Raw genomic sequence first — 14,037 nt, forward strand, 5'->3', positions numbered from 1 at the left:
AGCTTGTTTATGGATTGGTTTGCGGTGCCTGACAGGGCTTCGTGAACGAAACAGAATTTGCCTGGCGGCTTTAGCGCGGTGGTCCCACCTGACCCCATGCCGAACTCAGAAGTGAAACGCCGTAGCGCCGATGGTAGTGTGGGGCCTCCCCATGCGAGAGTAGGGAACTGCCAGGCATCAATTAGGTGAAGAAGCCCCGAACGGAAGTTCGGGGCTTTTTTACGTCTGTAGATGTTACTTTCCCAACGGAAACTAAGAAAACATCAACCTCGGAACATATCGATCAGGTAAACTACGGCCAGATAAACCAGTTAAGGCCGTGAAATGTCCAGCCCCTATACATCCCTACAAGCTTTCAACACCCTAGATCTTGCAATCAGCGCACAAACGCTGATCGTCGCCGATAATTCTGATGCCATAAGCTTAGCCTGGAAAAATAGCCAGCATTCCAACTTGCCCTTTATTGTATTGGGTGAAGGAAGCAACGTACTCTTTCTAGAGGATTTTAGCGGTACTGTTGTGATTAACGCTATCAAAGGTATTGCTATTGAAGAGCAGGATGAAGCATGGCATTTGCATGTCGGCGCCGGTGAAAACTGGCATAGTTTAGTTGAGCAGACGTTAAAGAAAGGGATTACCGGTTTAGAAAACCTGGCGCTGATCCCTGGTATGGCGGGGTCAGCACCCATTCAAAATATTGGCGCTTATGGCGTCGAATTTAAGGATATCTGCCACTATGTAGAAGCCTTGCATTTACCGACGCAGAAAATTATCCGTTTGTACCGTGAGGAGTGCCAGTTTGGTTACCGTGACAGCATTTTCAAGCATGAGATGAAGAGTGACTATGTCATTGTTGCAGTTGGATTACGACTGCTAAAACAGTGGCAGCCAGTTCTGAGCTATGGCGATCTGGTAAAGCTGAATCCAGCAACCGCCTGTGCCTGGGATGTATTTAATGCTGTTTGCCATATGCGACAAAGCAAACTGCCTGACCCACATATCACAGGCAATGTCGGTAGTTTCTTCAAGAACCCCCTCATTTCGGACGAGCAGGCGGCGGCATTAATTAAAGAGTGGCCAACTATCCCATATTATCCACAAGCCAGTGGTGACGTAAAATTAGCCGCTGGCTGGCTAATCGATCAATGTGGCCTTAAAGGGTATCGGGTCGGCGGTGCGGCAGTTCATCGTCAGCAGGCATTAGTGCTGATTAATGAAAATCACGCCACGCCGCAAGATATTGTAAGCTTGGCGCATCAGGTCCGAAATAGAGTCGGTGAAAAATTCGATGTTTGGCTGGAGCCAGAGGTGCGCTTTATCGGTGCTCGAGGCGAACGTAACGCCGTTGAGGTAATCTCATGAAAGATAATAGCGTGCCGTTAAAGTTAGTGGCACTTTTGGCTGATGGTGAATTTCACTCTGGTGAACAACTCGGTGAAGCGCTTGGGATGAGCCGGGCTGCTATTAATAAGCATATTCAAACCCTGAAAAGCTGGGGTTTAGATGTGTATACGGTGACGGGAAAAGGTTATAGCCTGCCAGCAGCTATGCAGTTATTAGATGAAGAAGTCATTTTGTCACATTTGCATCAACCCGATCTGGCAGTTATTCCTGTTATTGATTCTACCAACCAATATTTGCTGGAACGCATGAACCAGCTCCCTTCAGGCTATGCATGCATTGCCGAATATCAACAAGCAGGACGAGGACGCCGCGGCCGGAAATGGTTCTCTCCATTTGGTACCAACCTCTATATGTCAATGTATTGGCGCCTTGAGCAGGGGCCAGCAGCGGCAATGGGGTTGAGTTTAGTTATTGGTATTGTCATGGCTGAAGTCATTCAGTCGTTAGGTGCGCCTGATATACGCGTTAAATGGCCAAATGATCTTTATCTTAATGATCGTAAACTCGCGGGTATTTTGGTTGAGTTAACGGGTAAAACCGGTGATGCTGCGCAGATCGTTATAGGTGCCGGTATTAATTTGCTAATGCGCTCAGAAGGGGCAGCGGAAATTAATCAGGGCTGGATCAATTTGCAGGAAGCGGGAATCGAGATTGATCGCAATGAACTGGCCGCGAAATTACTCAACAGCCTGCGCGAAGCGCTACCAATTTTTGAGCGTGATGGTTTAGCACCTTTTGTTACGCGCTGGGAAGCCCTTGATAACTTTATTAATCGTTCTGTGAAGCTACTGATTGGCGAGCGTGAGGTACATGGTATTGCACGTGGAATCGATAACCAGGGGGGCTTATTACTAGAGCAGGGTGGTGAAATTAAATCGTGGGTGGGAGGAGAGATTTCTCTTAGGCCTGGTAATTAATTTCACCAGTTAAGGCTAAAACGCCCATTACTTTTTGGGCGTTTTAGCAAAAATCTCTATTTTCTTAACCGAAGACTTTGTACTGCGTGATCTGCTGATTTAGTCATAATAAGACTAGCGCGTTCACGAGTCGGGAGGATATTTTCCTTAAGATTAAGCCAGTTAATCTCTTTCCAGAGCCCGCGTGCGATATTGAGCGCATCCTCTTCTGGCAATTGAGAATAGTGATGGAAATAAGAGTCAGGATCGCTAAACGCTCCCTCACGGAATTTCAAAAATCGGTTTACATACCAACTTTCGAGTAACGACTCAGGTGCGTCAACATAAATAGAAAAATCCACGAAATCTGAGACAAATACATGGTGAGGATCGTGAGGATAATCCATGCCGCTTTGTAAAACATTCAATCCTTCAAGAATAAGGATATCGGGCTGTTGTACGACTTTGTCTCCGTCCGGGATAACATCATAAATAAGATGTGAATAAACCGGTGCTGTCACCTGGCTTGCGCCGGATTTTAAGTCGGAAACGAAATTTACCAGACGATGCATATCATAGGATTGCGGGAATCCTTTTTTCTTCATCAAACCGCGCTCTTTAAGCACGGCATTAGGATGCAAGAAACCATCGGTAGTGATCAGCTCAACCTTGCGGTGTTCTGGCCAGCGGCTAAGTAATGCTTGTAGCACACGAGCCGTGGTGCTTTTACCAACGGCAACACTGCCAGCAATACTGATGATATAGGGAATTTTTTGACCATTGGTACCAAGAAACTGCTCAAGCACCGCCTGGCGTCTCAAATTTGAGCTGATATAGAAATTAAGCAGGCGTGAGAGTGGAAGATAGATCTCGGCTACTTCTTCTAATGAAAGATCTTCGTTTATGCCACGTAAACGTTCAATTTCACCTTCGGCCAGCGTCATTGGCACCGAGTCGCGTAGCGCTGCCCATTGCTGACGATTGAACTGTAAATAGGGCGTAGTTAGAGGTGTCGTTTTTTTACTCATAAGCATGCGTTTGAGTGCAAATTTTGATGTATCAACATCTTGTAGCATCGAGCATACAACGATGTATCAAACTCAATTGCACGTCACAGGGGTAATTAACGAGAACAATGGGCAGGAGGGTAACACCAGTGTGAGTTTAAAAAGAAGTAAAATGACAAACATAAGCACGCTTTCGCAACCGTGTCCGCATTTTTCTTGTCGCTCAGTAGCTTGCCACTACATTTTCTGCTGAGGTGTTGTGCAAACGCTATGAGTAACTTACAGGGACATTGTAAATCATTAGCGCAAAACGAATGGGTTGCTCTCTTTCGCATAATAGAGCCGTACAACCACAGCGATAACCTCAACATATAGCAAGCGGGATGGACAGCTCTACGCCTCACGCTCCAGCCTTTGCATTAATCCTGGCCCTATACGATATGCCTGGCAGTGAAATCCCTCAGCTCCTCTTCCTCTCATTTTACTGGTTAATGTAGATAAATAAAAAAATGGTCCACTGACAAAAGATTTTTTGCGGCTTTTTTATAAAAAAAATCACCATTTGTACGATATCGGGCAGGGAGGAACCCAGAAGTCTGCATAAGAAAAGAAGAGGCTAAGCAAAAAGCGATTCATTAATGCGATGCAAAAATGCACGCACATTGAATGTTTTTTCTGCATATGATGACTGAATTGAGATGATTTGCACAAATAGTAAGCGATAGAACGAATTTGGCAATTTTTTTGTTGCATCCTTCTTCGGGTCTTCCTAGAATGCGCTCCACTTGATGCCGGCTTAGCTCAGTTGGTAGAGCAACTGACTTGTAATCAGTAGGTCACCAGTTCGATTCCGGTAGCCGGCACCATCAAGTAGGTGGGATTCCCGAGCGGCCAAAGGGAGCAGACTGTAAATCTGCCGTCACAGACTTCGAAGGTTCGAATCCTTCTCCCACCACCATCTCAACCTCTTGGTTGGGCATCAGATAAGGCCCTTATCTGATGGGTGAGTTTTTCATCTCTCACCTTCGAATTTCAGATTGTGCATTAGCGCAATCAAAGTCGGTCAGAAATGCTGACTGGCCGAATAATAGAAGGTCTTCTTTTATTATTCATAAGCTACAGAAAGAACAGGTAGCCGAGTTCCAGGATGCGGGCATCGTATAATGGCTATTACCTCAGCCTTCCAAGCTGATGATGCGGGTTCGATTCCCGCTGCCCGCTCCAGATGTGCTGATATGGCTCAGTTGGTAGAGCGCACCCTTGGTAAGGGTGAGGTCCCCAGTTCGACTCTGGGTATCAGCACCACTTCCTTTATCTCTCTCCTGATTCTCTCTCTGTAAACCAAACAGTCAGGCATTGCCTGGTTGATATGACGATATCTTCGATATATCCGTGTCTTAGAGGGACTAGCGATGGCTAAAGAGCAATTTCAACGCAACAAACTGCACGTAAACGTGGGCACCATCGGTCACGTCGACCACGGTAAAACCACCCTGACTGCTGCAATCACTACCGTTCTGGCTAAAACCAACGGCGGCCAGGCGCGTGCGTTCGACCAGATCGACAGCACTCCTGAAGAAAAAGCACGTGGTATCACCATCAACACGGCACACGTTGAGTATGAAACCCCGTCTCGCCACTATGCACACGTTGACTGCCCAGGCCACGCCGACTATGTGAAAAACATGATCACCGGCGCTGCGCAGATGGACGGCGCAATCCTGGTTGTTGCTGCGACTGACGGCCCAATGCCGCAGACTCGTGAGCACATCCTGCTGGGTCGTCAGGTTGGCGTTCCTTACATCATCGTGTTCCTGAACAAGTGCGACATGGTTGATGACGAAGAGCTGCTGGAACTGGTTGAAATGGAAGTCCGTGACCTGCTGTCACAGTACGATTTCCCAGGCGACGACACTCCAATCGTTCGCGGTTCAGCACTGAAAGCGCTGGAAGGCAACGCTGAGTGGGAAGCTAAGATCACTGAGCTGGCTGGTCACCTGGATACTTACATCCCGGATCCAGTTCGTGCTATCGACATGCCATTCCTGCTGCCAATCGAAGACGTATTCTCAATCTCTGGCCGTGGTACCGTTGTTACCGGTCGTGTAGAGCGCGGTATCGTTAAAGTGGGCGATGAAGTTGAAATCGTTGGTATCAAGCCGACTGTTAAGTCGACCTGTACCGGCGTTGAAATGTTCCGCAAACTGCTGGACCAGGGCCAGGCAGGCGAGAACTGTGGTGTTCTGCTGCGCGGTATCAAGCGTGAAGACATCCAGCGTGGCCAGGTTCTGGCTAAGCCGGGTTCAATCAAGCCACATACCAAGTTCGTATCAGAAGTATACGTACTGTCTAAAGACGAAGGCGGCCGTCATACTCCGTTCTTCAAAGGCTACCGTCCACAGTTCTACTTCCGTACTACTGACGTGACCGGTAACGTTGAGCTGCCAGAAGGCGTTGAGATGGTAATGCCTGGCGACAACGTGAAAATGACCGTTGAGCTGATCCACCCAATCGCGATGGACCAGGGTCTGCGTTTCGCAATCCGCGAAGGCGGCCGTACCGTAGGCGCGGGCGTTGTTGCTGAAGTTATCGCTTAATTACGATAACATTTGACGCAATGCACAAGGAAAGGGCATCATTTGATGCCCTTTTTGCACGCTGTAATATAGAACCTGGCTCATCAGTGATTTTCAATCATAATCATTGCTGAGACAGGCTCTGTTTCACGGCGTTGGATACCGAGTAACGCTCAAAAGCTCATTCGGTTTGGATGCCTCGCTCTGCGGGGCAGAATAGTTTCTGAATTATTGTGGCAGGTTGGTTTATGAGTGCGAATACCGAAGCTCAAGGAAGCGGGCGCGGCCTTGAAGCGATAAAATGGGTAGTTGTGATCGCATTGCTCCTGGTAGCAATCGTCGGCAACTATATTTATCGCGATGTAACACTGCCGCTGCGCGCGCTGGCTGTGGTTGTGCTGATCGCTGCCGCTGGCGGCATTGCATTGTTGACAATCAAAGGCAAGGCGACAGTGGCATTTGCTCGTGAAGCAAAAACCGAAATGCGTAAGGTCATTTGGCCGACTCGCCAGGAAACATTGCACACCACGTTAATCGTTGCCGCGGTAACTGCCGTGATGTCACTGATTTTGTGGGGGCTGGATGGTATTCTGGTCCGTCTGGTATCGTTTATCACTGGCCTGAGGTTCTGAGATGTCTGAAGCTCCAAAAAAACGCTGGTACGTCGTTCAGGCGTTCTCCGGTTTTGAAGCTCGCGTAGCGAAGTCGCTGCACGAGCATATCAAACTGCACAACATGGAAGAGCTTTTTGGCGAAGTCATGGTGCCGACTGAAGAAGTCGTTGAAATCCGTGGTGGCCAGCGTCGTAAAAGCGAACGCAAATTCTTCCCTGGCTATGTACTGGTTCAGATGGTGATGAATGATGCCAGCTGGCACTTAGTACGCAGTGTGCCGCGTGTAATGGGCTTTATTGGTGGTACTTCTGACCGTCCAGCGCCAATCAGTGATAAAGAAGTAGATGCGATCATGAACCGCCTGCAGCAGGTTGGTGATAAGCCGCGTCCAAAAACACTGTTCGAGCCAGGCGAAATGGTACGTGTCAGCGATGGTCCATTTGCCGACTTCAACGGTGTGGTCGAAGAAGTGGACTACGAGAAGAGTCGCTTGAAAGTGTCTGTTTCCATCTTTGGCCGTGCAACGCCAGTAGAACTCGATTTTGCTCAGGTGGAGAAAGGTTAACCCTTTTGTTCACTTTTTAGCTCTTGCGGAAGGCGCGAAATTTACCTATAATTTCGCGCCTTTTGTTTTTATGTGCCAGCAATGGCGTATAAATCGTTATCACGGGGAGCCTGTTTTCCAGGCGCTATAACCCAATTGAGGAAATATCATGGCCAAGAAAGTACAAGCCTACGTAAAGCTGCAAGTTGCAGCTGGTATGGCTAACCCAAGTCCACCTGTTGGTCCAGCTCTGGGTCAGCAGGGTGTTAACATTATGGAATTCTGCAAAGCGTTCAACGCGAAAACTGAATCCCTGGAGAAAGGTCTGCCTACTCCAGTTGTTATCACCGTATACAGTGACCGTTCTTTCACCTTCGTTACCAAAACGCCTCCGGCTGCCGTACTGCTGAAAAAAGCAGCGGGCATCAAGTCTGGTTCTGGTAAGCCGAACAAAGACAAAGTCGGTAAAGTTTCTCGTGCTCAGGTACGTGAAATCGCAGAAACTAAAGCTGCGGACATGACTGGTTCTGACGTAGAAGCGATGACTCGCTCTATCGAAGGTACTGCTCGTTCCATGGGCCTGGTAGTAGAGGATTAAGAAATGGCTAAGCTGACCAAGCGCATGAGCGTAATCCGTGACAAAGTTGATGCTACTAAGCAGTACGACATCAACGAAGCTGTTGCTCTGCTGAAAGAACTGGCTACCGCTAAGTTCGTAGAAAGCGTTGACGTTGCTGTCAACCTCGGCATCGATGCACGTAAATCTGATCAGAACGTACGCGGTGCGACCGTTCTGCCACACGGTACTGGTCGTTCAGTACGTGTTGCTGTCTTCACCCAAGGTGCAAACGCTGAAGCTGCTAAAGCAGCCGGCGCAGAACTGGTAGGTATGGAAGACCTGGCTGAGCAGATCAAAAAAGGCGAAATGAACTTTGACGTTGTTATCGCATCTCCAGATGCAATGCGCGTTGTTGGCCAGTTGGGCCAGGTTCTGGGTCCACGCGGCCTGATGCCAAACCCGAAAGTGGGTACTGTAACCCCTAACGTTGCTGAAGCAGTGAAAAACGCTAAAGCAGGTCAGGTTCGTTATCGTAACGACAAAAACGGCATCATCCACACTACCATTGGTAAAGTGGATTTTGACGCTGACAAACTGAAAGAAAACCTGGAATCTCTGCTGGTCGCGCTGAAAAAAGCAAAACCATCACAGGCGAAAGGCGTGTACATCAAGAAAGTCAGCATCTCTACCACCATGGGCGCCGGCGTTGCCGTTGACCAGGCTGGTCTGAGCGCATCAGCAAACTAATTGCTGCTTGTAACGGGCGAAAAATTCATCTAGAATCTTACGCCCGTTGTTCTGGTTGTTCGCGCAACTCAGAACCCAGATTCAAAGCGACTGAATAGCTATGCCTTAAAACTTAGTCATTCAGCTGCTTAGGTTGGAGCCAGGCCTTATCCTGGCCTCCGTCCAAGACCGCAGGAGCGAAATATTCTCGAATATTTTGCTTAATACCCTGCGTAGACGGTGACAGAACCAAAAAGAATTTTTTCTTCACTGGATTCTGCTCACCGTGTAATAGCGCTTATTGCCTTCGGGTAATTAAGTGAAGTGAGTTCCGGGAAATCTTTCCCGGTCAATCCAGGAGCAAAGCTAATGGCATTAAATCTTCAAGGCAAACAAGCGATTGTTGCTGAAGTTAGCGAAGTAGCCAAAGGTGCGCTTTCAGCGGTGGTTGCGGATTCCCGCGGTGTAACCGTTGATAAAATGACCGAACTGCGTAAAGCAGGTCGTGAAGCTGGCGTTTACATGCGTGTTGTTCGTAACACCCTGCTGCGCCGCGTCGTTGAAGGTACTCCTTTTGAGTGCCTGAAAGACACGTTTGTTGGTCCGACCCTGATTGCATATTCTATGGAACACCCGGGCGCTGCTGCTCGTCTGTTCAAAGATTTCGCTAAAGCGAATGCAAAATTCGAGGTCAAAGCTGCAGCCTTTGAAGGTGAGCTGATCACGGCGGCCAATATTGACCGTCTGGCAACTCTGCCGACTTACGAAGAAGCACTGGCACGTCTGATGTCGACCATGAAAGAAGCCGCTGCTGGCAAACTGGTCCGTACTCTGGCTGCTGTGCGCGATGCAAAAGAAGCGGCTTAAGGCTAATTTCTTTTCCTTCGTGCTTGCTAACGTATAAACTTTTTCTGATTTTTAGGAACAATCGATATGTCTATCACTAAAGACCAAATTCTGGAAGCGGTTGCCGCTATGTCCGTAATGGAAGTAGTTGAGCTGGTTTCTGCTATGGAAGAAAAATTCGGCGTTTCTGCTGCTGCCGCTGTAGCTGTTGCTGCTGGCCCAGCTGAAGCTGTTGAAGAAAAAACTGAGTTCGACGTAGTTCTGAAGTCTGTTGGCGCTAACAAAGTCGCAGTAATCAAAGCAGTACGTACTGCAACTGGCCTGGGCTTGAAAGAAGCTAAAGACCTGGTTGAAGCTACTGGTACTATCAAAGAAGGCATCAGCAAAGATGACGCAGCCGCTCTTGAAGCTGCTCTGAAAGAAGCTGGCGCTGAAGTTGAAGTTAAGTAAGACAACCCTTGGGTTGCAGCCTGAGTAACATTAGGCTGATGGCTGGTGACTTTTCAGGTCACCAGCCTTTTTGCGCTACAGGGGAATGATGGCGTTTCGCACTGTTTGTCCGTCATTCCTCTTCAATATCTTTTTCTATCGACGCCTTAATATATCGCTTTCCTGCAAAGGTTCCCTGCCTGAACAACGGCGATGAAATGATTTAAGAGTGATAGAAAGATGTATTGCATGGGGTGCTACGCATCGCATGAAAAACAAAAAATAGTGTTGCATGAACTGTCCTTTTCAGGACGGACAGCGTGGTTCGACATGTCAGCTAGCTGAGGAACCCCATGGTTTACTCCTATACCGAGAAAAAACGTATTCGTAAGGATTTTGGTAAACGTCCACAAGTTTTGGACATACCTTATCTCCTTTCTATCCAGCTTGACTCGTTCCAGAAGTTTATCGAGCAAGATCCAGAAGGCCAGTACGGTCTGGAAGCAGCCTTCCGCTCCGTATTCCCGATCTCTAGCTACAGCGGCAACTCTGAGTTGCAGTATGTCAGCTACCGTTTGGGTGAGCCGGTCTTTGACGTAACTGAATGTCAGATCCGTGGCGTGACCTATTCGGCACCGCTGCGCGTGAAACTGCGTCTGGTGATCTACGAGCGCGAAGCGCCGGAAGGCACCGTAAAAGACATCAAAGAACAAGAAGTCTACATGGGTGAAATTCCACTCATGACCGACAACGGTACCTTTGTAATCAATGGTACTGAGCGTGTTATCGTTTCTCAGCTGCATCGTAGTCCTGGCGTGTTCTTTGACAGCGATAAGGGTAAAACGCACTCTTCCGGTAAAGTGCTGTATAACGCACGTATCATCCCTTACCGCGGTTCATGGCTCGACTTCGAGTTTGACCCGAAAGATAACCTCTTTGTCCGTATTGACCGTCGTCGTAAGCTGCCGGCCAGTATCATTCTGCGCGCGTTAAACTTCACCTCAGAACAAATCCTCGATCTGTTCTTTGATAAAGTCGTTTATGAAATCCGCGATAACAAACTGCAGATGGAACTGGTGCCTGAGCGCCTGCGTGGTGAAACCGCCTCCTTCGATATCGAAGCCAACGGCACGGTCTACGTTGAGAAAGGTCGTCGCATTACTGCGCGCCACATCCGTCAGCTGGAAAAAGACAGCATTCAGCATATCGAAGTGCCGGTTGAATACATTGCTGGCAAAGTAGTCGCTAAAGACTACGTCGACCTGAACACCGGCGAGCTGATTGTTCCTGCGAACATGGAATTATCACTGGATCTGCTGGCGAAGCTGAGCCAATCAGGCCACAAGCGCATCGAAACGCTGTTTACCAACGACCTGGATCACGGTGCATATATCTCCGAGACCCTGCGTGTTGACCCAACCAGCGATCGCTTAAGCGCACTGGTTGAGATCTACCGCATGATGCGTCCTGGTGAGCCACCAACGCGTGAAGCCGCTGAAAACCTGTTTGAGAACCTGTTCTTCTCTGAAGATCGTTACGATCTTTCTGCGGTTGGCCGCATGAAGTTCAACCGTTCTCTGCTGCGTGATGAGATCGAAGGTTCAGGTATCCTGAGCAAAGACGACATCATCGAAGTGATGAAGAAACTTATCGGTATCCGTAACGGTATCGGTGAAGTGGATGATATCGATCACCTCGGTAACCGTCGTATTCGTTCTGTTGGCGAGATGGCAGAAAACCAGTTCCGCGTAGGTCTGGTTCGTGTTGAGCGTGCAGTTAAAGAGCGTCTGTCTCTTGGCGACCTCGATACGCTGATGCCACAGGACATGATCAACGCTAAGCCGATTTCGGCAGCGGTGAAAGAGTTCTTCGGTTCAAGCCAGCTTTCCCAGTTTATGGATCAGAACAACCCGTTGTCTGAGATTACGCACAAACGTCGTATCTCTGCTCTGGGCCCAGGTGGTCTGACTCGTGAACGTGCCGGCTTCGAAGTACGTGACGTACACCCAACCCACTACGGTCGTGTATGTCCTATCGAAACCCCGGAAGGCCCGAACATCGGTCTGATCAACTCACTCTCTGTTTATGCGCAGACTAACGAATATGGTTTCCTTGAAACCCCATATCGTCGCGTTGTAGATGGCAAAGTGAGTGACGAAATTCATTACCTCTCTGCAATTGAAGAGGGTAACTACGTTATCGCTCAGGCGAACACCAACCTTGCAGACGATGGCAGCTTTGTTGACGATCTCGTCACCTGCCGTAGTAAGGGTGAATCAAGCCTGTTCAGCCGCGATCAGGTTGACTACATGGACGTTTCCACCCAGCAGGTGGTTTCTGTCGGTGCGTCACTGATCCCGTTCCTGGAGCACGATGATGCTAACCGCGCCTTGATGGGTGCGAACATGCAACGTCAGGCGGTTCCAACTCTGCGTGCTGATAAGCCGCTGGTTGGTACCGGTATGGAACGTGCAGTAGCGGTTGATTCCGGTGTAACTGCCGTAGCGAAACGTGGCGGTACCGTTCAGTATGTTGATGCTTCTCGTATCGTTATCAAAGTTAACGAAGAAGAGATGTATCCGGGCGAAGCGGGTATCGACATCTACAACCTGACCAAGTACACCCGTTCTAACCAGAACACCTGCATCAACCAGATGCCATGTGTGAATCTGGGTGAGCCGATTGAGCGTGGCGATGTACTTGCTGATGGCCCGTCTACCGATCTCGGTGAGCTGGCGTTGGGTCAGAACATGCGCGTGGCGTTCATGCCATGGAACGGTTACAACTTCGAAGACTCCATCCTCGTATCCGAGCGTGTGGTTCAGGAAGATCGTTTCACCACTATTCACATCCAGGAACTGGCATGTGTGTCTCGTGACACCAAGCTGGGGCCAGAAGAGATCACCGCTGATATCCCGAACGTGGGTGAGGCTGCGCTTTCTAAACTGGATGAATCCGGCATCGTGTATATCGGTGCGGAAGTGACCGGTGGCGACATTCTGGTTGGTAAGGTTACCCCGAAAGGTGAAACCCAGCTGACGCCAGAAGAAAAACTGCTGCGTGCGATCTTCGGTGAAAAAGCCTCTGACGTGAAAGATTCGTCACTGCGCGTGCCGAACGGCGTATCCGGTACGGTTATCGATGTGCAGGTCTTCACCCGTGATGGCGTGGAAAAAGACAAGCGCGCGCTGGAAATCGAAGAGATGCAGCTGAAGCAGGCGAAGAAAGACCTGTCTGAAGAATTGCAGATTCTTGAAGCGGGCCTGTTCGGTCGTATCCAGGCGGTACTGATTTCGGGTGGTGTTGAAGCTGATAAGCTGGACAAACTGCCACGTGAGCGCTGGTTGGAGCTGGGCCTGACTGATGAAGAGAAGCAGAATTCTCTGGAGCAGTTGGCTGAGCAGTACGACGAGCTGAAGCACGAGTTTGAGAAGAAACTTGAAGCTAAGCGTCGCAAGATCACTCAAGGCGATGATTTGGCACCAGGCGTGCTGAAAATCGTTAAGGTGTATCTGGCTGTTAAGCGTCAGATCCAGCCTGGTGACAAGATGGCAGGTCGTCACGGTAACAAGGGTGTTATCTCGAAGATCAACCCTATCGAAGACATGCCTTACGATGAGAACGGTACGCCGGTCGACATCGTACTGAACCCGCTGGGCGTACCATCGCGTATGAACATCGGTCAGATTCTGGAAACTCACCTTGGTATGGCGGCGAAAGGCATTGGTGAAAAGATCAATGCGATGCTGAAGAAGCAGGAAGAAGTCTCCAAACTGCGTGAGTTCATCCAGCGTGCTTACGATCTGGGCACCGATGTGCGTCAGAAAGTTGACCTGAACACCTTCACCGACGACGAAGTGCTGCGTTTGGCAGAAAACCTGAAGAAGGGTATGCCAATCGCGACTCCGGTGTTTGATGGTGCGAAAGAGAGCGAAATCAAAGAGCTGCTGCAGCTCGGCGGTTTGCCTTCTTCCGGTCAGATCACCCTGTTCGACGGCCGTACCGGTGAGCAGTTTGAGCGTCAGGTAACCGTAGGTTACATGTACATGCTGAAACTGAACCACCTGGTCGACGATAAGATGCACGCACGTTCTACCGGTTCTTACAGCTTGGTTACTCAGCAGCCGCTGGGTGGTAAAGCGCAGTTCGGTGGACAGCGCTTCGGTGAGATGGAAGTGTGGGCACTGGAAGCATATGGTGCCGCGTATACCCTGCAGGAAATGCTTACCGTTAAATCTGATGACGTTAACGGCCGTACGAAGATGTATAAAAACATCGTCGACGGTAACCATCAGATGGAACCGGGCATGCCGGAATCCTTCAACGTACTGTTGAAAGAGATTCGCTCGCTGGGTATCAACATCGAGCTGGAAGACGAGTAAGTACTCGCAAGTACTGGTTACGGGACGTGCACTTCGGGTGCGCGTCCCTGAGAG

Annotated in this window: 11 protein-coding genes, 4 tRNA genes and 1 rRNA gene; 15 read left to right on the plus strand and 1 reads right to left on the minus strand. The window is 49.3% G+C overall.

Annotated features, from left to right (window positions below; genetic code table 11):
- Positions 1 to 60: 60 nt before the first annotated feature.
- The 3 genes from rrf (at position 61) to birA (ending at position 2,321) form a co-directional block, all read left to right on the plus strand.
- Positions 61 to 176, plus strand: a 5S ribosomal RNA gene (rrf, locus tag AC07WB_RS01110).
- Positions 177 to 324: 148 nt separating this feature from the next.
- Positions 325 to 1,362 (plus strand): UDP-N-acetylmuramate dehydrogenase, encoded by a 1,038-nt coding sequence (murB, locus tag AC07WB_RS01115; RefSeq protein WP_097095312.1) that lies wholly within the window; start codon positions 325 to 327, stop codon positions 1,360 to 1,362.
- Complete coding sequence (gene birA, locus AC07WB_RS01120) at positions 1,359 to 2,321, plus strand: bifunctional biotin--[acetyl-CoA-carboxylase] ligase/biotin operon repressor BirA (protein ID WP_097095311.1); 963 nt, start codon at positions 1,359 to 1,361, stop codon at positions 2,319 to 2,321. Before murB ends, birA begins: the two co-directional genes overlap by 4 nt.
- A gap of 56 nt (positions 2,322 to 2,377) precedes the next feature.
- Here birA and coaA read toward each other — a convergent pair whose 3' ends face one another.
- On the minus strand, positions 2,378 to 3,328 hold the full coding sequence (coaA, locus tag AC07WB_RS01125; RefSeq protein WP_097097607.1) for a type I pantothenate kinase: 951 nt from the start codon (positions 3,326 to 3,328) through the stop codon (positions 2,378 to 2,380).
- A gap of 769 nt (positions 3,329 to 4,097) precedes the next feature.
- Here coaA and AC07WB_RS01130 point away from each other — a divergent pair.
- The 12 genes from AC07WB_RS01130 (at position 4,098) to rpoB (ending at position 13,983) form a co-directional block, all read left to right on the plus strand.
- Positions 4,098 to 4,173: transfer RNA gene (locus AC07WB_RS01130), tRNA-Thr, on the plus strand.
- Between the two features lie 7 nt (positions 4,174 to 4,180).
- Positions 4,181 to 4,265, plus strand: a tRNA-Tyr gene (locus AC07WB_RS01135).
- A gap of 191 nt (positions 4,266 to 4,456) precedes the next feature.
- Positions 4,457 to 4,531, plus strand: a tRNA-Gly gene (locus AC07WB_RS01140).
- A 5-nt stretch (positions 4,532 to 4,536) separates the two neighbouring features.
- A tRNA-Thr gene (locus tag AC07WB_RS01145) sits at positions 4,537 to 4,612 on the plus strand.
- A gap of 107 nt (positions 4,613 to 4,719) precedes the next feature.
- The gene (gene tuf, locus AC07WB_RS01150) at positions 4,720 to 5,904 is read left to right on the plus strand and encodes an elongation factor Tu (protein WP_097095310.1); all 1,185 of its coding nucleotides are present in this window, start codon (positions 4,720 to 4,722) and stop codon (positions 5,902 to 5,904) included.
- 227 nt (positions 5,905 to 6,131) lie between these two features.
- Positions 6,132 to 6,515, plus strand: a complete 384-nt coding sequence (gene secE / locus AC07WB_RS01155) for a preprotein translocase subunit SecE (RefSeq protein WP_097095309.1) — start codon at positions 6,132 to 6,134, stop codon at positions 6,513 to 6,515.
- Between the two features lies 1 nt (position 6,516).
- A complete protein-coding gene (gene nusG, locus AC07WB_RS01160) occupies positions 6,517 to 7,062 on the plus strand; it encodes a transcription termination/antitermination protein NusG (protein WP_007886300.1) in 546 nt (181 codons plus the stop codon).
- Between the two features lie 148 nt (positions 7,063 to 7,210).
- A complete protein-coding gene (gene rplK, locus AC07WB_RS01165) occupies positions 7,211 to 7,639 on the plus strand; it encodes a 50S ribosomal protein L11 (RefSeq protein WP_007886298.1) in 429 nt (142 codons plus the stop codon).
- Positions 7,640 to 7,642: 3 nt separating this feature from the next.
- Positions 7,643 to 8,347: a 50S ribosomal protein L1 gene (gene rplA, locus AC07WB_RS01170; RefSeq protein WP_097095308.1), complete on the plus strand. Its 705-nt coding sequence runs from the start codon at positions 7,643 to 7,645 to the stop codon at positions 8,345 to 8,347.
- Between the two features lie 348 nt (positions 8,348 to 8,695).
- Positions 8,696 to 9,193, plus strand: coding sequence for a 50S ribosomal protein L10 (gene rplJ, locus AC07WB_RS01175; RefSeq protein WP_058973440.1), 498 nt, complete (start codon positions 8,696 to 8,698; stop codon positions 9,191 to 9,193).
- Positions 9,194 to 9,259: 66 nt separating this feature from the next.
- Complete coding sequence (gene rplL, locus AC07WB_RS01180; protein ID WP_097095307.1) at positions 9,260 to 9,622, plus strand: 50S ribosomal protein L7/L12; 363 nt, start codon at positions 9,260 to 9,262, stop codon at positions 9,620 to 9,622.
- A 332-nt stretch (positions 9,623 to 9,954) separates the two neighbouring features.
- Complete coding sequence (rpoB, locus tag AC07WB_RS01185) at positions 9,955 to 13,983, plus strand: DNA-directed RNA polymerase subunit beta (protein ID WP_097095306.1); 4,029 nt, start codon at positions 9,955 to 9,957, stop codon at positions 13,981 to 13,983.
- Positions 13,984 to 14,037 lie beyond the last annotated feature (54 nt).

Source organism: Pantoea sp. GW821-FHT03E06, from assembly GCF_059420725.1.